Annotated in this window: 15 protein-coding genes and 5 tRNA genes; 3 read left to right on the plus strand and 17 right to left on the minus strand. The window is 61.2% G+C overall.

Annotated elements, in window-relative coordinates; genetic code table 11:
* Window positions 1-10: 10 nt before the first annotated feature.
* From ACTQXO_RS00725 to ACTQXO_RS00805, 17 genes are all read right to left on the minus strand, one after another.
* Window positions 11-1,453, minus strand: a complete 1,443-nt coding sequence (locus tag ACTQXO_RS00725; RefSeq protein WP_441030928.1) for a DUF512 domain-containing protein — start codon at window positions 1,451-1,453, stop codon at window positions 11-13.
* Window positions 1,454-1,455: 2 nt separating this feature from the next.
* Window positions 1,456-2,352: a 4-hydroxy-3-methylbut-2-enyl diphosphate reductase gene (locus tag ACTQXO_RS00730; protein ID WP_441545364.1), complete on the minus strand. Its 897-nt coding sequence runs from the start codon at window positions 2,350-2,352 to the stop codon at window positions 1,456-1,458.
* 2 nt (window positions 2,353-2,354) lie between these two features.
* Window positions 2,355-3,083 (minus strand): lysophospholipid acyltransferase family protein, encoded by a 729-nt coding sequence (locus ACTQXO_RS00735; protein ID WP_427795887.1) that lies wholly within the window; start codon window positions 3,081-3,083, stop codon window positions 2,355-2,357.
* A gap of 3 nt (window positions 3,084-3,086) precedes the next feature.
* A complete protein-coding gene (gene cmk / locus ACTQXO_RS00740) occupies window positions 3,087-3,773 on the minus strand; it encodes a (d)CMP kinase (protein WP_441030922.1) in 687 nt (228 codons plus the stop codon).
* Between the two features lie 66 nt (window positions 3,774-3,839).
* Complete coding sequence (locus tag ACTQXO_RS00745; RefSeq protein WP_441030919.1) at window positions 3,840-4,805, minus strand: pseudouridine synthase; 966 nt, start codon at window positions 4,803-4,805, stop codon at window positions 3,840-3,842.
* Window positions 4,792-5,520, minus strand: coding sequence for an SMC-Scp complex subunit ScpB (gene scpB, locus ACTQXO_RS00750; protein WP_441030916.1), 729 nt, complete (start codon window positions 5,518-5,520; stop codon window positions 4,792-4,794). Before scpB ends, ACTQXO_RS00745 begins: the two co-directional genes overlap by 14 nt.
* Before the next feature lie 11 nt (window positions 5,521-5,531).
* On the minus strand, window positions 5,532-6,341 hold the full coding sequence (locus tag ACTQXO_RS00755; protein ID WP_441030913.1) for a segregation and condensation protein A: 810 nt from the start codon (window positions 6,339-6,341) through the stop codon (window positions 5,532-5,534).
* 84 nt (window positions 6,342-6,425) lie between these two features.
* The gene (locus ACTQXO_RS00760) at window positions 6,426-7,109 is read right to left on the minus strand and encodes a site-2 protease family protein (protein WP_441030910.1); all 684 of its coding nucleotides are present in this window, start codon (window positions 7,107-7,109) and stop codon (window positions 6,426-6,428) included.
* A 9-nt stretch (window positions 7,110-7,118) separates the two neighbouring features.
* On the minus strand, window positions 7,119-7,415 hold the full coding sequence (locus tag ACTQXO_RS00765; protein ID WP_441030907.1) for a hypothetical protein: 297 nt from the start codon (window positions 7,413-7,415) through the stop codon (window positions 7,119-7,121).
* Window positions 7,402-9,435 carry an ABC-F family ATP-binding cassette domain-containing protein gene (locus tag ACTQXO_RS00770; RefSeq protein ID WP_441030904.1) on the minus strand — a complete coding sequence of 678 codons (2,034 nt, stop codon included), beginning with the start codon at window positions 9,433-9,435 and terminating at the stop codon, window positions 7,402-7,404. The genes ACTQXO_RS00765 and ACTQXO_RS00770 overlap by 14 nt, the downstream gene beginning before the upstream one ends.
* 75 nt (window positions 9,436-9,510) lie before the next feature.
* Window positions 9,511-9,583 (minus strand) — tRNA-Ala (locus ACTQXO_RS00775).
* A 317-nt stretch (window positions 9,584-9,900) separates the two neighbouring features.
* Window positions 9,901-9,976 (minus strand) — tRNA-Ile (locus ACTQXO_RS00780).
* A gap of 200 nt (window positions 9,977-10,176) precedes the next feature.
* Window positions 10,177-10,249 (minus strand) — tRNA-Ala (locus tag ACTQXO_RS00785).
* Between the two features lie 130 nt (window positions 10,250-10,379).
* A tRNA-Val gene (locus ACTQXO_RS00790) sits at window positions 10,380-10,454 on the minus strand.
* Between the two features lie 385 nt (window positions 10,455-10,839).
* Window positions 10,840-10,915: transfer RNA gene (locus ACTQXO_RS00795), tRNA-Ala, on the minus strand.
* A gap of 126 nt (window positions 10,916-11,041) precedes the next feature.
* Window positions 11,042-11,707, minus strand: a complete 666-nt coding sequence (locus tag ACTQXO_RS00800) for a thiamine diphosphokinase (protein ID WP_441030901.1) — start codon at window positions 11,705-11,707, stop codon at window positions 11,042-11,044.
* A 9-nt stretch (window positions 11,708-11,716) separates the two neighbouring features.
* On the minus strand, window positions 11,717-12,406 hold the full coding sequence (locus ACTQXO_RS00805) for an HAD family hydrolase (protein ID WP_441030898.1): 690 nt from the start codon (window positions 12,404-12,406) through the stop codon (window positions 11,717-11,719).
* 331 nt (window positions 12,407-12,737) lie between these two features.
* Here ACTQXO_RS00805 and glgB point away from each other — a divergent pair, with 331 nt between their 5' ends.
* The 3 genes from glgB (at window position 12,738) to ACTQXO_RS00820 (ending at window position 18,792) form a co-directional block, all read left to right on the plus strand.
* Window positions 12,738-15,017 carry a 1,4-alpha-glucan branching protein GlgB gene (glgB, locus tag ACTQXO_RS00810; RefSeq protein WP_441031236.1) on the plus strand — a complete coding sequence of 760 codons (2,280 nt, stop codon included), beginning with the start codon at window positions 12,738-12,740 and terminating at the stop codon, window positions 15,015-15,017.
* 94 nt (window positions 15,018-15,111) lie between these two features.
* Window positions 15,112-17,538 (plus strand): glycogen/starch/alpha-glucan phosphorylase, encoded by a 2,427-nt coding sequence (locus ACTQXO_RS00815; protein WP_441030896.1) that lies wholly within the window; start codon window positions 15,112-15,114, stop codon window positions 17,536-17,538.
* Between the two features lie 105 nt (window positions 17,539-17,643).
* Window positions 17,644-18,792, plus strand: a complete 1,149-nt coding sequence (locus ACTQXO_RS00820) for a glucose-1-phosphate adenylyltransferase (protein WP_427717391.1) — start codon at window positions 17,644-17,646, stop codon at window positions 18,790-18,792.
* Window position 18,793: the final 1 nt, after the last annotated feature.

An 18,793-nucleotide genomic window follows, 5' to 3' on the forward strand; every position in this document is an offset into this window, starting at 1 on the left:
CTGCACTCCTTTAATGGGTTGGGTCAGCGGAATTAGTAGAGTCTGCGGGCACAATGCCAAGGATATGCTCCAGGGTATCGAGCAGCTCATGCGGCATGGTCGATACCACATGAACCTCGGCGCCGCGAGCTTCAAGGCTTGCGAGTAAATCGTCACGATGATACTCGTCAAGCGTCATGCCGTCAGCGTTGAACATGAGCTTAGGCACAAAGAGCATAACCCCCGAGAGGTCCTGCGGCAGCTGCTCCAGAATGTCGCAGGCGACGATGAGGCCGGTGACGTCCACGTTGCCGCCAAAGTAACGGTTTTCGATAGCCGTGACGGTGCCGGCAAGGCCCCGTGGCGACTCCACAAAGCGCGCCACGGTGTCGCGCGCGCTGGTGCCGGAGAGGCACAGGAGGCGCTGGCCACGGGCGGCGATTGCCTCGCGAACGCGGCGCAGACGCTCGGCATCGGCGGTGAGCACATCGTCAGTCTCGTCCAGATACGAGCGAATCATACCGATGCCGTCGTAATACTGCGGGTAGCCGTCGTAAAAATCGGCCTGGGGTGGCTCGATGCCGGCGTCCAGATAGAACTCGTCGCTCATCTGGAAGGTGTGGCGGCCAAAGCGCTTGTAGGCACGATCCTGGAAGGGACGGATCATGGCAATGGTCTCGCGCGCGAGCTCGGGCTTGTCGCTGTATGACCAGGTAAAGCGCCTCTGGTGCTTGGTAAAACCGAGCGGCACGATGCCCAGGCTCGTGATCTGCTCGTGTTCCTCGCAAAAGCGTAGGGTCTTTTGCAGCTCCTCGCCGTCGTTCATGCCGGGGCACAGCACAATCTGCGCATGAATCTCGATGCCGGCGGCCATGATGGTCTCGAGCACGTCCATGCCGCGCTGGGCGTTGCGGCCCATCATGCGGCGGCGGACGTCGGGGCTTACGGCATGGACCGACACGTTCATGGGACTCATGTTGCGGTCGATAACGTTTTGCACGTCCTCGTCGGAAAGGTTCGTGAGCGTGACAAAGTTGCCCTGCAAAAAGCTCAGGCGGTAGTCGTCATCGCGAATATACAGCGTGGAGCGGCCGCCCTTGGGCAGCATGGTCATAAAGCAGAACACGCAGGCGTTCACACAGGTACGCATGCCGTCAAAGATAGGGCCGTCGAACTCAAGGCCCCAGTCCTCGCCGGGAAAGCGATCGAGCTCGACGGGGGTGACGGTGCCGTCGCGCGGGTCGAGAACCTCTAGGTCGACGGTGTCCTCGTCGGCCTCCCAGAGCCACACGATCATGTCGGTCAGCTGCTCGCCGTTGACCGTGAGTACGCGCATGCCCGGCTCGATACCCACATCCCATGCGGGCGATTCGGGACGCACGTTCTTTACGAGCGCACCCTCACCCGGCTCGGGGTCGCGGCTGCGCCCGTAATCGGCCACCTCGGCGGCGTATGCGGGTACGGTCTGGTCCATGATTAGCGACAAAGCTCCTTGATGCGCGCAACGGTGCGTTCGATGTGTTCTTGCGGAGTTGAGGCTCCGGCGGTGATGCCGATGTGGCGCGCGTTGGCAAACCATGCGGCCTCGAGCTCGGAGGCTTCCTCGATGTGATGGGTATGCTCGCAGACATCGGCACAAATCTGTGCCAGGCGGCGCGTATTGCCCGAATTTTTGCCGCCCACGACGACCATGCAATCACAGCGGTTGGCAAGGGTTGCGGCCGCCTGCTGGCGCTCGCTCGTGGCAGCACAGATGGTGTTGATCACGCGTAGTTCCTGCACACGCGGAGTGATGGAGGCCACGACCTCGGCCAGGTTCTGCGCGGTTTGGGTGGTCTGCACAACCAGGCCCACCTTGCCCTTGAGCGGCAGCGCGTCCGCATCGGCGGCGCAACTCACGACCTGCGCGTCATCGCCGGCGTGGCCCAGGATGCCCTCGACCTCGGGGTGGCCCGGCTCGCCCACGACGATCACACGGTAGCCCTCGCGCACCAGGCGCTCGGCCGCCACATGGACCTTCTTGACGTAGGGGCAGGTGGCATCGACCACGGTAAGGCCGCGCTCGCGAGCAGCCTCGATGACCTGCGGCACCACGCCGTGCGCGCGAATGACCACGGTGCCCGATGCGGCGTCGTCCAGGGTGTCGGCCAGACCGACGCCTGCTTCGGCAAGCTCGCGCACCACGATGGGGTTATGGATGAGCGGACCCAGCGTGTGGACCTGAGCGCTCTCCCCTGCCTGCGGCGCGGCGGCCAGTGCCATGTCGAGCGCGCGCTGTACGCCGTAGCAGGTACCGGCATGCGCTGCGATTTCGATGGTGGGGACGACCTCCTCAGCGGCGGTCGCGGCGGTATTCATGACGTTCTCGCCCATGGCTAGAACCTGCCGGGGTGCTCGGCGCACAGGTCGTCGCGCATGGCGTAGACGCGGCTCATGGCCTCGGACTCAAACCATGCCAGGCGCTCCTTGCGCTTGAGCTCGGCCGGTGCATCGGATAGCGAGATGGCCTTGCCGGCACGGATCCAGCACTTTTTGGGGCGCATGAGCTTTTTGCCTGCAGGCGTGATATCGGACCAGCCGCAGATGGCGAGCGGGTTGACGGGCGCCTTGCCCATCTGGGCAATGAGCGCAAAACCACCATGGACCTCGGGCTTAATCTCGCGCGAGCGGATGCGCGTGCCCTCGGGGAAGATCAGGACGTCCTCGCCGCGCTGCAGTGCATGCTGGGCGGCACGCAGGCACTTCATGTCGGCGGTGCCGCGCTCGACGGGGATGCCGCCCACGCGGCTAAAGGCCCAGCGCACGATCTTGCTCTTGGCAAACTCGGACTTAAAGATGGGGCGAATGCGGCGGCCGCCAAAGAATAGCGCCGTCTCTACAGCCAGGAGCTCGGCCATCGAGGTGTGGTTGCAGATGACCACGCTGCCGCGGCCTTCCTGGCGCTCAAACAGCAGGTCGGCGTCCTCTACCTTCCAGCGCCACATGAGCTTGGAGAAGACCCACAGGATGCCCATGACCACGAAGACGGTGCCGCGGATGAGCACGGGGAACTCGGCATAAGGCGCGTTGTAGTAATCCTCGGGCGTCTGCTTAAACAGGCGCATGAGCTACCTCCTTTGGTTGATGAGGTCCTCGATTATCGAGACGACCTCGTCGATGGTATGTGCGGTGGAGTCGACATGCACGGCGTCCTCGGCGGGCACGAGCGGCGCGACCTCACGGCTGCTGTCGAGCTTGTCGCGCTGCTTGAGGGCGTCGAGGGTCTCGTCGACCTCGGCCTCGAGCTGCTCTTTGGTGAGCGGCTGGGCATCGTTTTGGTGGCGCTGCAGCACGCGGCGACGGGCGCGCTCGCGCGGGTCGGCGGTCAGAAAGACCTTGACCTGCGCGTTGGGGAACACGACGGTGCCGATGTCGCGACCCTCGGCCACGATGTCGCGGTCCTCGGCGGCGCGACGCTGATGGATGAGCATGGCCGCGCGTACGCCCGGGTAGGCCGAGACCTTGGAGACGTTGGCGTCCACCTGCGGGGTGCGAATGGCAACCGAAGCGTCCTGGCCGTCGATGGTCAGGCGCGTGTCCTCGCCGGTGCCGTTGGTAAAGCGGATCTCGATCTGCTCGGCGAGCGCGTCGATGGCTGCCTCGTCGTCCAGATCGATGCCGCGGTCGAGCGCGGCGAAGGTGACGGCGCGATACATGGCACCCGTGTCGAGCTTGTTAAAGCCCAGCTGGCGGGCGATCTCCTTGGCGATGGTGGACTTGCCGGATCCGGCGGGGCCGTCGATGGCGACGATCATGCAATGCTTCCTTTCGGTGGTTGACGTGCTGGTATGGGACGCGGGCGCTGCTTGCTGGCGGACTGGCTAGCCCGTGTAGCGCTCGCGGTAGGTGTTGCGCTTGGGCGCGGAGCCGTGGCTGCCGTGGTGGCGCGTGCGGGTCGCGGGGTTGGCCGCCGGCGCGGCGGAGCGCTTGGCGCCGGCCTGCTTGGGCGGGATGCCGCCGGCCTTGAGGATCTGCACCTCGCGGTCGGTGAGCTCGCGCCACGAGCCCTTGGCCACGTCCTTGAGCTCCAGGCCGGCAAAGTTGCAGCGGTGCAGGCGGATCACCGGGTGGTGGATTTTGCTCAGCATGCGCTTGACCTGGTTCTTGCGGCCTTCGCGGATGATGACCTCCACGGCGGTGGTGCCGGGCTTCACACCCTGCGGGGCCACCGCCTCGGCCTCGCGCGCAGTAATGACGCGGCAGATTGCCGGCTGGCACAGGCCGTCGTCGAGCTCGATGCCGCGGCGCAGCGGTTCCAAGTCGCGATCGGTCAGGTGGCCGTCCACGAGCGCCTGGTAGGTCTTGTAGACGTGCTTGCTGGGGTGCAGCAGGTCCTGCGACAGGTCGCCGTCGGTGGTAAAGAGCAAAAGGCCCGTGGTGTCGCGGTCCAGGCGACCCACCGGGAAGAGCCCCGGAAAACGGTCGCGCGGGACCAGGTCGGCCACGCAGGGGCGCTCCTGCGGATCGCTCATGGTGGTGAGATAGCCGGTCGGCTTGTAGAGCATCAGGTACACGGCGCCCTGGTTGAGCTTGACGGGCATGCCGTCGACCTCGATATGGTCGCGGTCCACATCGACCTTGGTGCCCAGTTCGGTCGCGACCTGGCCGTTGACGGTCACGCGGCCGGCGGTCATCAGGTCCTCCGAGCCGCGGCGGCTCGCAACACCCGCGCGCGCCAAAAAGCGCTGCAGGCGCATGGTGTGTGGGTAGACGGGCTGGGGGTCGATCGCGGGCGCGCCCGTGGCAACAGCGGTACGCGTCTCCCCTGCTTCGCTAGTCCTCGTCATGCGTATCCTCCGCAGCGTCGTCGGTGGCAAGTGTTTCCTCGCCGCCGACTGCCTCGACATCCTCAACATCGGTATCCAGCAGCTCGCGCTCTTCGTCTAGGTCCTCGGCCTGCTCCTCGAGCGTAGACTGAATGCTGCGGCCGCTCAGGCGCTCGCGGATAAATTGACGCGACTGCTCGTCGGGGGCAAACTGCTCCAGATCGGGAAGGTCGCGGGTGGAGCGCAGACCAAACTTCTCCAAAAAGGCGTTGGTCGTGCCGTAAATAATGGCCTGACCGCGCTGGGGGTCGCGGCCGAGCTCGCGCACCAGACCCTTGTCAACGAGCGACGCGATGACGCCGTCGGAGTTGACGCCGCGGATGCCCTTGACCACCTCGCGCGTGACGGGCTGGTGGTAGGCGATGACGGCCAGGGTTTCGAGTGCCGCCTGCGACAGTTTTTGCGTATCCCAGCTCAGCACATAAGCTTCGACCACGTCGTGGTAGGCGGGGTGCGTGAACAGGCGCCAGCCGCCGGCGACCTCGCGCAGCTGAAAGCCGCGATTGGCCTCCTCGTACTCAACTTTGAGCTCGGCCAAAAGCGACGCACACTCGCCCGGGGCGATATCCAGCGCATCTGCCAGCGCGGGCGCGCTCACCGGATCGCTCGAAACCAGCAACAGCGCCTCGAGGGCGCCTTTGAGGCTGTTTGCCTCTAGCGTGGAAAGGGTTGACATGGTAGCCGCTCCTATTCGGTGAGCTCGGGGCCCTCGCCGGGCACGTATGCCTCGGCGCCCTCGACGCGGTTGATGCGGATGGTTCCAAAGATCTCGTCCTGGCTCAGGGTGAGCGAGCCTCGCTTGGCGAGCTCCAGCATGGCCAGGAAGGTGACGACGAGCTGCTCGGTGGTGGCGTCGCCGTCCAGCAGCTCGCGGAAGGTGCAAGTTTGGTGCGCCATGGTGAAGCGGTCGACCGAGGCCACCGTCAGGTCGAGCGGCACGCGATGCGGCGCCACGTGCTCGGCCTCCAGCAGGAAGGTCTGGCGCTTGCCGTCCAGGTCGGCGCAGATGACGGCGAGGCCGCGCAGGGTAATGCCGGCCAGGTAGTCGGGCATGAGGCCCAAAAACTCGGGGTCGGGGCCGGCCACGCGCGGATGCATGCGGCTTTCGGCCTGCATGCGCGCGCCAAGGGCCGCCGCCGCGCCCTTAAACTGCTTGTAGGCGATCAGGCGCTGGATCAGGACCTCGCGCAGAGCGTCGCCGTCGAGTGCGCTGAGTTCCTCGAGGTCTTCGTCAATCTCGTCATCGTCGTCGGCTTTGTGCGGGGCCTCCTGGGGCACCAGCGAGGCGGCCTTGATGTCCAAAAGGGTTGCCGCGACCAGTAAAAAGTCGCTCGCCACGTCCAGGTCCAGCGCCTCAATACGATCGACCTCGGCAAGGTACTGCTCGGCCACCTCGCTGATAGAGATGGCGCCGATATCAACTTTTTGGCGGGTTACCAACTGCAGCAGCAGGTCGAACGGTCCGCTGTAGACCTGCGTCGACACGCGATACGACATCTTCGACCTCCTTTGACGGCGCCTTCGCGGCGCGGTTTGGGTGCATGTTGCGACCGTTTTGCACGGTCGACCTGTAAGTTTACCCTAGATGCCGGCGATTGCGAAGTTAAGCAGCTGCCCAGCGAGCGGATACACGGTAACGTCGAAATATCGTCCGATCACGTCGATGCCGGTCCACATGGGCAGCAGATACAGCACAATGATGAGTATGGGCATGGCGTATTGCTGAAGTTGGTAGTAGTTGGCGAGTGCCTTGCCTTTGAGAAACGGCACGATGATCGACGAGCCGTCGAGCGGCGGGATCGGGATGAGGTTAAAGAACGCGAGCGACAGGTTGACCACGATAAACGTAGCGCCGAAGTTCATGATTTGGGACGCTACGGCAAAGGACATGCTGGTGTAGAGGTTGCCATATGCTGCGTGCATGAGGGCCGCGGCAAGGCACGCCAGCGCGATGTTCGAGGCGGGGCCTGCCGCGCTCACCAAGAACTCGTCGCGCTTGGGATGCTTAAGGTTGTTGAGGTACACGGGCACCGGCTTGGCAAAGGCAAACACCGGGCCGCCGGCGGCGAGCATGAGCAGCGGCAGAAGGACGGTGCCAAACGGATCGATGTGGTTGAGCGGGTTGAGCGAGACGCGGCCGCGCGAACGGGCCGTCTTGTCGCCAAGCGCCCAGGCTGCGGCGGCGTGTGCGCTCTCGTGGATCACGATGCCCACGATGACGGCGACGGCGCTGGCAAGTAGGTTCATGAAGTAGCTGCTGGACATAACGATCCCTTAGCGGACGCGGCGCGAGGCGCGCGTAAGCAGGTGGTCGGCCACAAACAGGATGACGGCAACGATGGCGTAATCCAGGCGGAACACACCGCCAAAGGGCGATGTGATGACGCCGTAGCCCGCGATAGCGCTCGGCAGCGCGCGCGAAAGCTCAACGACAAAGCCCACAATCTGCAGCTTGGCGGTGAGGCCGCTAAAGCACAGCAGCACAGTCATCGCGCTCATAAAGATGCCGCAGATGCGGCACGCGATGGCGATGATGCTCATCGCCACGGCAGCGGCCTTACGAGAGTTCACGCGCAGTCTCCTCTTCGATCTGGGTGGAAAGCTCGAGCCATTCGTCCTCGAGCTTGGGCAGCTCTTGCTTAAGGCCGTTATATTCCCCCAGCGCGGCGTTGAACTTATCCTGATCGGCATAAAGCTCTTCGCTCGCCATCAATTCCATAAGCTCGTCATAGCGGGCACGCTTTTTGTCGAGCTCGGCCTCGATCTTCTTGAGCTGGTTGCGCACGCCCTTGAGCTTTTTGTTGAGCGCAGCGCGGGCCTGGGCCTCGGCGCGCTTTTGCTCCTTGGTCTTTTTGCCCTCGGCCGGCTTAGGCGCTGCTGCGGGGGTATCGGCCTGGGCGGCGCTGGCTTTGGTGGGCTTGGCCGCGGAAGGTGTGCTCTCCCCTGCAGCCTCGGCGGCGGCGCGGGCTGCGAGGTCCTCGCGCTTGTAGAGGTAGTAGTCGTAGTCGCCGTCATAGACCGTGACATTGCCATCGCGGATATCGATCACGCGGTTGGCCACGGCTCGCACCAGGTGCTCGTCGTGACTGATCAGAACAATGGTGCCGGGGAAGTTTTGCAGGGCGTTCTCGAGCATGTCCACCGAGTCGATGTCCAAGTGGTTGGTGGGCTCGTCCAGGCACAGAAGCGCCTCAGGGGCCACGAGCATCTTAGCCAGGGCCAGACGCGCCTTTTCGCCGCCGGAAAGAACGCGAACCTGCTTTTCGATAGAATCGTTGTCGCTAAACAGGAAGGCGCCCAGTAGGCTGCGCTGCTGCGGCACGGTCCACTTGGGCGTAACGGTGTCGATTTCTTGCAGGACGGTGTTGGACTCGGTCATGCCTTCGAGCGCGTGTTGGGCGTAATAGGCCACGCCCACGTTGGTACCTAGTTCGCGCGTGCCGGTAGTGGGCGGCTCCAGGCCGGCGATGATCTTCATGAGGGTGGACTTGCCGGCGCCGTTAGGGCCGACGAGCGCCACATGCTCGCCGCGATAGAGCTTAAGGTCGATATCGCTATAGATGTGCTTGTTGCCGTAGGACTTGGACACGCCCTCCAGGCCCACGACCATGTCGCCGGAGCGCGGCGGATCGGGGAACTTAAAGTCGATGTGCTTGTGGCCCTCGGGCAGGATGACGAGCTCCTTTTTGATCTGCTCGATCTTGCGGATGCGCTCCTGCGCCTGGGCGGCCTTGGTGGGCTTGTAGCGGAACTTGTCGACGAAAACCTGCATGTGGGCGATGTCGCGCTCCTGGGCGGCACGCTTGGCGCGCATCTGCTCCAGGTTGTCCTCGCGCTGCTTGAGGTAGCTGCTGTAATTGCCGGTGTAGGTGGTCACGCGGCGGTTCTCGAGCGCGGCGACGTGGTCGACGCAGGCGTCCATAAAGGCGCGGTCGTGGCTGACGATGAGCACGGCGCCGTCGTAGTTGGCGATAAAGCCGCGCAACCACTGGACGCTTTCGAGGTCCAGGTGGTTGGTGGGCTCGTCCAGAAGCAGCAGGTCGGGATGGCGCAGGAAGAGCTTAGCCAGCGCGATGCGCATCTGCCAGCCGCCCGAGAACTCGGAACACGGGCGCTCAAAGTCGGTGACCTTAAAGCCCAGACCGGACAGGATCTTGCGGGCATTGCTTTCGAGCTCGTAGCCGCCCAAGTGCTCAAAGCGGTCCTGGACCTGGCCGTACTCGTTAAGGAGCGCGTCGACGTCCTTGCCCTGCTCAGAGAGCTCGGTGATCTGGGCTTGCAGCTCGTTGGCGCGCTCACCCATGCGGCGGATTTCCTTGGCGGCGGCCATGACCTCGGCGAGGATGGTCGTGTCCTTGTGCTCCAGGTTGGTTTCCTGCTCGAGGTAGCCCACCTGACAGTCCTTGGAGTACTGGACCTGGCCGGCGTCGGGGCTGTCGATACCCATGATGATTTTGAGCATGGTGGTTTTGCCGGCGCCGTTGGGTCCCACGAGCGCAAAGCGCTCGCCGGGGTTGATCTGAAAGGACGCGCCGCTAAAGAGGACGCGCGCGCCGAAGCTTTTTTCGATCTTGTCGACCAGGAGGATCATGGTGCCGCCTTTGACCTTGTGTGCCTATATGAAAAAAGGCCCCAACTTGCGTTGGAGCCTCATTCAATGCTCGGGTGGAGACGAGGGGGATCGAACCCCTGACCTCTTGACTGCCAGTCAAGCGCTCTCCCAGCTGAGCTACGCCCCCGTGCGAAGAAGTACTATACGGGAACTCGGACGGCGATGCAAGGACAATTTTAGAAAAACTTTCGCCGTCGCGGCGCGGGGGCGCGGACCCGCACAGGATCGAGGGTCCGCGATGCCTGGCCATGCCCGCGGGGCGCGCCCTAAGGCGTGCGGTGCTGCCGCAGCCCGCCTTTCCGGCTCCAGCCCGGTCGCCCCCGGGGACCTCCCGCCATGAACGCGACCCAAGGCGTTTGGAAGTGGGCAAACAAGCTACTTGCAAGAAAATGTTGCCATGAAAAAGAAACAGGCCAGACAAATTGCCTGACCTGTTGAAAAACCTGGTGGGCCCTCCGGGATTCGAACCCAGAACCCAGGGATTATGAGTCCCCTGCGCTAACCGTTGCGCCAAGAGCCCTTTATATTAGTGGTTGCAAAGGCAATGGAGAAGTTCCATTTAGCGTGTCGTTGCACCACGACGTGAAATACTACCATGCGCGCAATGGTCATTCAACGCACGATCTTTTCGATCGGAAGGATCATGGTCCTGCCTTTGACCTTGTGTGCCTATATGAAAAAAGGCCCCAACTTGCGTTGGAGCCTCATTCAATGCTCGGGTGGAGACGAGGGGAATCGAACCCCTGACCTCTTGACTGCCAGTCAAGCGCTCTCCCAGCTGAGCTACGCCCCCGTGCAAAGAAGTACTATACGGGAACTCCTCCAAGGGTGCAAGAACAATTTTGAAGAAACTTTTTTGATCACACTCTCTGTGTCAAAAAGAAAAAGGCCAGAGGCTTATCACCTCTGACCTGTGCTTTTGATGGTGGGCGATACAAGATTCGAACTTGTGACCCCATCCGTGTGAAGGATATGCTCTACCCCTGAGCCAATCGCCCGTCGCCTTTCGGCAAAAGAGATACTAACATAGCAACGCGAGGATTACCAAGAACTTTTTGGCTTCGATTGTAAAATCGTATGCCAAACCGCTCCGGAGCAATCCGTGTTTACGGCATACTTGCAGCACAACGACCTGTTCCTACACTCGTCGTCAAAACCAGCAGCTAAACCAATTTTCATACGGCAAGACCTTCTCGTAATAGGTGTCGAAGATCTTGGGATGCTCGTACTCGTAAATCCCGCTGGACCACACCACCATTTATTGAAATGATTAAACCTTTTTATAGACTCGCGCCGAAACGCCCGCCGCGAACACAGTCAACCAATTGAGCCTCTTTATAAGAAAAAAAGCCTCCGGTTTTCCGAAGGCCTTTGCATTCACGATGGTGGAGACGAGGGGGATCGAACCCCTGACCTCTTGACTGCCAGTCAAGCGCTCTCCCAGCTGAGCTACGCCCCCGTGACGAGGAGATACTATAGGGGAATGTTTTGCTTGATGCAAGAGATTTTTGTTGAAACTTTTTCTTACGGGTTTTCCTGGGACGGGGCTGAATTGACTGATTTTGACTTCGGCAAAATCAGTCAATTAACCCACCGTCCCGATAAAACCCTCACGGTATAAAAAACCGATTGCGATGCCTTGGTGGACTTGAATCTTGGCCGTTTTCCTTACGACATTAGAGATGCCCGTGTCAGCTAACAGGCCTAGAGGGCTGTGATCCAGTTCCCACTCTAGGCCGTGTTCGCTTACTACTGTCCCAGGGGCTATGGCGATGATGGAGAAGGTTTTGCCCTCGGCATCCTCGATGATCCAGGTCTCGCCTGCGTGAAGGATGCGGGCAATCACCTTGTCCTCGGCAATCCAAATGGGGGCATCCTCGTAGCCTGCAAGCAGCCCAGTTACGGAAAGCGCCATGTCCGGGCGACCGCCGGTGGCACAGGTCGCAACCACCTCGGCACCCGGCCAGCGACGGCGGACCGAATCGAGTGCCAACGCCAGATCGGTATAGTCCTTGTAGGGGTCGTGGCGCTCTACCTCAAAGGCCTCGGCGGCATCGACCAACGCGCGACCGGTGTCGCTCACCGTGTCGGCATCTCCTACATACACGTCGCAACCTAGTCCCGAGCCCAGCAGCGCGTCGAGCCCGCGGTCCACGGCGACAACGTGGTCGCACTCCCCCGCCAGTCGACGCAACAGATCCGCGCTCGCCAGCACCGGCGAGCCGCAAACAACTAATACTTTGCAAGCCACGGCCCTCGCCTAGCCCTTAAACGCAAGCACACGGGCCAGATCCAGGTCCTCATAGCTATCGATAAAGATATCGCAGTTATCGCGAACCTCGTCGCGCTCCATACGGCCGTGCTGGTCATAAATGCCCACGCGCTTAAAGCCTGCAGTGCCAGAGCTCTTAAGGCCAAAGACGGCGTCCTCAAACACCCACGCGCGCTCAAACTGGTGCCCGTGGCGCTCCTCAAGGCGGCGCAGCGCCAGCTCGTACACGTCGGAGAATTGCTTGGAACGCCCCGCCTCGCCCGTCGTGGTAATAAGCTCCATGTAGGCGTCGAGCCCCGCACCCACGAGTGCGGACTGCACCAGCTCGGCCGGCGTGGACGTGGCCACGCACATAGCAATGCCGGCCAATTTCGCCTGCTCCAAAAATGCCAGGAGCCCCTCGCGCGGCGGCACCTTGGAGTAGCCATCGATCAGGATGTCGCTCAGCTCGCGATACAGCTCCTCGCCATTTTCGCCAATGCCCCACGTGTCGTGGTAGGCCTGGCACTCGTCCTCGAGCGACAAATGCTCAAACTGGGCAAAATCGTCAACCGTTACATCAATGCCGTAACGCCGCAATAGTTCGGGCTGCGCATAGCCCCAAACGGGGGTGCTATTTACCAGTGTGCCGTCGCAATCAAAAATAAAAGCAACATTAGAGGCGGCTGTGTGGTTCATTCGCAAACCTTTCAATGTCAAATGGTAAACAACCTGCTAAAAACGTTTTACCAAACGTAAATCTAAAAATTTTGAAACCCTAATTGGTAAAACTGTCAAGAGTTTTACCATCGCAATTCTGTCAGTGGCATAAACATGGCGCTCACCGATTAAACGCCACCGTAAATCCACTTTCGTCCATAAAACTAACGGACAGGTGTTATTGTGGTTTTTGCCGAAAGTTCCACCGAGCACGTGAGGTGGGACGAATCATAGAGCTATCGCCGTCCCTTCGATTCGTGCAGCCTTGGACCTTTCGCATCTAGTCACCAAGGCAACACGCTGCCGCGTCATGATGGGATCAAACGTGAGCGATACAAAGCTAAAGCCAGCAACCAAAAAGCCCGCTACCCGTAAAGCCGCCCCGCACGCACCGGAGCTCACCAAGGACGATGTCTATCTGTTTGGCATTGGAATGTGGGAGCGCAGCTGGGAAAAGATGGGCGCGCATCCCGACACGCAGCAGCGCACGCGCGGCTGGCGTTTTTGCGTTTGGGCGCCCGACGTTAAGAGCGTCCACGTTATCGGTGAATTTAACAATTGGGACGAACAAGCCAACCCGCTGGTGCCCGTACACACGAGCGCTATCTGGGAAGGCTTTATTCCTGGCGCCGAGCAGGGCCAGCTCTATAAATACCTCATCGAGACCAACGAGGGCGAAAAGCTCTACAAGGCCGATCCGTACGCCTTTAAGGCCGAGTGCCCTCCGGGAACGGCGAGCGTGCTGTGGACCCTCGATGGCTACCAGTGGAACGACGCCGCGTGGCTCAAGCGCCGCGCCGGCCACAACCACATGTCGCAGCCGCTCAACATCTACGAGGTGCATATTGGCTCGTGGAAGCGCCACGGAGACGAGCCACAGGGCGAGCCGGACGAGTACGGCAACTACCCCGGTCCCATGGACCCCTTCCCTGCGCAGCGCGGCGAGTTTTACACTTACGACGACCTGTCGGTGGAGCTCGTGGACTACGTGCGCGATATGGGCTACACGCATATCGAGGTCATGCCGCTTATGGAGCACCCCTTCGATGGCTCCTGGGGCTACCAGACGACCGGCTACTTTGCCGCCACGTCACGCTACGGCAACCCGCAGCAGCTCATGCACTTTATCGATGCATGCCACGAGGCGGGCATCGGCGTGATTATGGACTGGGTACCCGGCGGTTTTTGCGCCGACTCCCACGGCCTTGCCACCTTTAACGGCCACATGCTGTTTGAGCACGAGATTCACCCCAACTGGGGCACGCACAAGTTTGACTTCGCCCGCGGCGAGGTCCGCTCCTTCTTGGTCTCCAACGTGCTGTACTGGATCGAGAACTTCCATGTGGACGGCATTCGCATGGACGGCGTGTCCAGCATGCTGTACCTCAACTTTGGCATTGACGATCCTGGCCAAAAGAAGTTCAACAAGTACGGTACCGAGGAGGACCTGGACGCCAGCGCGTTTATCCGTCAGGTCAACTGCGCTGTTGAGGCGCACTACCCCGACGTGATGATGATGGCCGAGGAGTCCACCGCGTGGCCGCTTGTGACCTATCCGCCGCAGGACGGCGGCCTGGGCTTCCACTACAAGTGGGACATGGGCTGGATGAACGACACCCTGCACTACATGCAGACCGATTTTCCGTGGCGCCCCGGCAACCATGGCTTGCTCACGTTCTCCATCATGTACGCCTTTACCGAGAACTTTATCTGCCCGCTGAGCCACGACGAGGTCGTGCACGGCAAGTGCTCGCTCATCGGCCGCATGCCGGGTGACTGGTGGCGCCAGTTTGCCGGCCTGCGCACGCTCGCCTTCTACCAGATGACGCACCCCGGTGCCAAGCTCAACTTTATGGGCAACGAGATCGGCCAGTTTATCGAGTGGCGCTACTACGAATCTATTCAGTGGTTCTTGACCGAGCAGTATGAGACCCATGCACACCATCAGGCGTTCATTAAGGCGCTCAACCACCTGTATACCGCCGAGCCCGCCCTGTACGAGCGCGGCTACAATGACGACGGCTTTACCTGGATCGACGCGGACAACTCCAAGCAGTCCATCGTGAGCTTTGTGCGTCAGGGCGAGGACGTCGATGACGACCTCGTGATCCTGATCAACTTTGACCCGGCGGCCTACGAGAGCTTCCGTGTGGGCGTGCCGCGTGAGGGCGACTGGGAGGTCATCTTTGACTCCGACCGTCCCGAGTTTGGCGGCAGCGGCTATGCTGGCGAGGAGCCCTACACCTGCTCGAGCGAGCCCTATCCCTGGAACGGGCAGATGGACTCCATCGAGATTAAGGTGCCCAGCCTGGCAGGCGTGGTGCTTAAGCGTCGCGGCCCCAGCAGCTATAAGCCGCCCGTGGTCGAGGAGCCCAAGAAGGCGACCCGCAAGCGTGCGTCCTCGGTAAAGCCCAAGCCAGCGGCCGCTAAGAAGGCTCCGGCTAAGGCAAAGGCTACGACGACCAAGGCCAAGGCTAAGGCCGCCGCAAAGCCCGCTGCCAAGGCTACCGCGACCAAGAAGCCGGCTGCCAAAAAGGCCGCCACCAAAGCCAAGTCTGCTTCTGTTAAGTCGTCACCTAAGGATGCGTAACAAAGGCGTTACCACTGTAATTTCCCGCCCCAGCGGGGCGTAGGATACAAGTCACAGCCGTTCCGGGAGAAACATCCCCGGGGGGAAGGAACGTATGAATAAGATCTTCGACAACAAGCAGGAGTTTACCGAGCTCTATCGCGATGCCGTCATGAGCATTAGCGGCAAGAACGTCGAGGCCGCCAGCGACCTGGATCGCTTTAACGCCCTGGCCAAGCTCGTGGCCGAGAAGGCCCGCACCGTTGCCACCAAGAGCGACGCCCGTGCGGCAGCCGAGGGCAAGAAGCGCGTGTACTACTTCTCGATCGAGTTTTTGATCGGCCGCCTGCTTGACAACTACCTGCTCAACTTTGGCGTGCGCGACATGGTCGCCGAGGCGCTCGACGATATGGGCCTTGACCTGTCCGTCATCGAGAGCCAGGAGCCCGATCCGGCGCTGGGCAACGGTGGCCTGGGTCGTCTGGCCGCATGCTTCCTGGATTCCATGGCAGCCGAGGGCATTGCCGGCTACGGCAACGGCATGCGCTACCGCTACGGCCTGTTTAAACAGGAGATCGTCAACGGCAGCCAGGTCGAAACCACCGACGAGTGGCTCACCAACGGCTATCCCTGGGAGGTCCGTCGTCAGGACAAGGCCGTGACCATTAAGTTTGGTGGCCGCGTCGAGGGCTTTGAGGAGAACGGCCGCACGTTCTATCGAACCGTGGACACGCAGGACATCCTGGCCGTCCCTTATGACATCCCCGTGGTGGGCTATGCCGGCGAGACCGTCAACAAGCTGCGCGTCTGGGCCGCTGAGCCGGTCGAGGAGCACTTTGACCTTGAGGCCTTCAACCGCGGCGACTACGCCCTGGCCGACGCCGAGCGCGCCGAGGCCGAGGCTATCAGCGCCATCCTCTACCCCAACGACGCCGGCGAGCACGGCCGTCTGCTGCGTCTGAAGCAGGAATACCTGTTTGTCTCGGCCGGTATCTATAGCCTGCTCGACACCTTTGAGAAGGAACACGGCGCGAACTGGGAGCTGCTGCCGCAGTTTGTGGCCATCCACACCAACGATACGCACCCCGCCATGTGCGGCCCCGAGCTCATGCGCATCCTCATCGACGAAAAGAAGCTCGAGTGGGATGACGCCTGGAACATCGTGACGCAGGTCGTGAGCTACACCAACCACACCATCCTGCCCGAGGCCCTGGAGAAGTGGCCCATCGGCACGTTCTCCAAGCTCCTCCCCCGTGTGTACCAGATCATCGACGAGATCAGCCGTCGTTGGCATGAGTCGTTCGATACTACGCAGGAGGGCTGGCAGGAGCGTCTGCGCCAGACAGCCATCCTATGGGACGGCGAGGTTCGCATGGCCAACCTGTCCGTGATCTGCAGCCACAGCGTCAACGGCGTGGCCAAGATTCACTCCGATATCATCAAGAACAATGTGCTCAAGGACTTCTATGCCTTAACGCCCGAGAAGTTCAACAACAAGACCAACGGCATCTCGCACCGTCGCTTCTTTGCCGAGGCCAACCCCACCTACGCCAAGCTCGTGACCGAGGCCATTGGCGACGGCTGGCTGAAGGACGCCTTTGAGCTTGAGAAACTTAAAGGTTTTCAGAACGACACCGAGTTCCTGAAGGCCGTGGGTGCCTCCAAGCGCACCAATAAGGAGCGTCTTGCCGCCTACGTTAAGGCAGAGACCGGTCTGGTTATTGACCCCAACACCGTCTTCGATGTTCAGGTAAAGCGTTTCCATGCCTACAAGCGCCAGCTCATGAACATCATGAAGGTGATGGACATCTACAACCGTCGCATCGCCAATCCCAACTTCCACGTGACACCGACGACCTTTATCTTTAGCGGCAAGGCTGCCTCGAGCTACACCTTTGCCAAGGAGACCATCCGCCTGATCAACTCGGTGGCCGAGGTCATCAACAACGACCCGCGCGTCAACGAGGTCATGAAGGTCTGCTTTATCCCCAACTTCCGCGTGAGCAACGCACAGCTCATCTACCCTGCCGCCGAGATTTCGGAGCAGATTTCCACAGCTGGCAAGGAGGCCTCGGGCACGTCCAACATGAAGCTCATGATGAACGGCGCCATTACGCTGGGCACCCTCGACGGCGCCAACATCGAAATCGCCGATTTGGCCGGCCGCGAGAACGAGGCGATCTTTGGCCTGACCGCTCCCGAGGTCGAGCAGCTCTGGGCATCGAACAGCTACTTTGCGTGGGATACGCTCAACAATGATCGCGAACGTCTGGGCCGCGTGATGGATGAGCTCAAGGACAACACGTTTGCCGGCCTTTCGGGCAACTTTGAGAGCATCTACAACGAGCTTATGAACAACAACGACCCCGACCTGGTCATGGCAGACTTCCGCAGCTACGTGGATGCATGGGAGAAGCTCACGGGCAGCTATGGCGACCAGGAGACCTGGAACCGCAAGGCGCTGCTCAACACCGCCTCGAGCGGCTGGTTCTCGAGCGACCGCACCATTCGCGAGTACCGCGACGAGATCTGGCACGCTTAAAGGCCGCGAGTTCCCTTTGCCGCACGGCATTACTCGACGGGCGCGACCGAGCGCCGCGCCCGTCGCTAATGGGTTTAGGAACATCGATGACAGAAGGAGAATTCGATGAGTAAGAAAGAATGCATCGCGATGCTCCTCGCAGGAGGACAGGGAAGCCGATTGGGGGCACTCACCCAAAAGATCGCTAAACCGGCGGTTAGCTTTGGTGGCAAGTTCCGCATTATCGACTTTTCGCTGTCCAACTGCTCCAATTCGGGCATCGACACGGTGGGCGTTCTGACGCAGTATCGTCCCTACCTGCTGCATGCCTACGTGGGCTCTGGCGAGGCGTGGGATCTGGACAGCCGCGACGGTGGCGTGTCGATCCTGCCGCCGTACGAGACGCAAACCGGTGGCGCATGGTATGCGGGCACGGCCGACGCCATCACGCAGAACCTCAACTACATCAAGTCCAACGACCCCAAGTACGTCCTGATTCTTTCGGGCGATCATCTGTATCGCATGGACTACCGCAAGATGCTCAAGACGCACATTGAGAACAACGCCGACCTCACGGTGAGCGTTATGCCCGTGCCGTGGGAGGAGGCCAGCCGCTTTGGCATCCTGACCACCGACCCCGAGGACGGCCGCATCACCAAGTTCACGGAAAAGCCCGAGAAGCCCGATTCGAACCTCGCGTCCATGGGCATCTACATCTTCTCGGCCGACGTGCTGATCAAGGCGCTCGAGGAGGACGCTCTGGACCAGCGCTCGAGCCATGACTTTGGCAAGGACATCATCCCCAAGCTGCTCGGCGAGGACAAGCGCCTGTACAGCTACGAGTTCCACGGCTTTTGGAAGGACGTCGGCACCATCGCCAGCTTCCACGAGACCTCGATGGACCTGCTGGGCAACAACCCCGAGTTCGATCTGTTTGACAAGAGCTTCCCCATCATGTCCAACATCACCACGCGTCCGCCGCACTACATTGGCCCGGACGGTCGCCTGGACGACTGCCTGGTCTCCAATGGCTGCAAGATCTACGGCACCGCTCGCCACTCGATCCTTTCGACCGATGTCATTATCGAGGAGCGCGCCGTGGTCGAGGACTCCGTGCTGCTACCGGGTGCGCACGTTAAGAGCGGCGCGCACATTTGCCGCGCTATTTTGGGCGAGAACTCCACGGTCGAAGAGGGCGTGAAGCTCGGCTCTGTCGATACCACCAAGGATACGGCCGTCGTTGGAAATGACGTCGTTGTCGGGAAGGGGGAATGAT

The organism is Collinsella sp. LCP19S3_D5, assembly GCF_052121415.1.
Classification (GTDB): Bacteria; Actinomycetota; Coriobacteriia; order Coriobacteriales; family Coriobacteriaceae; genus Collinsella.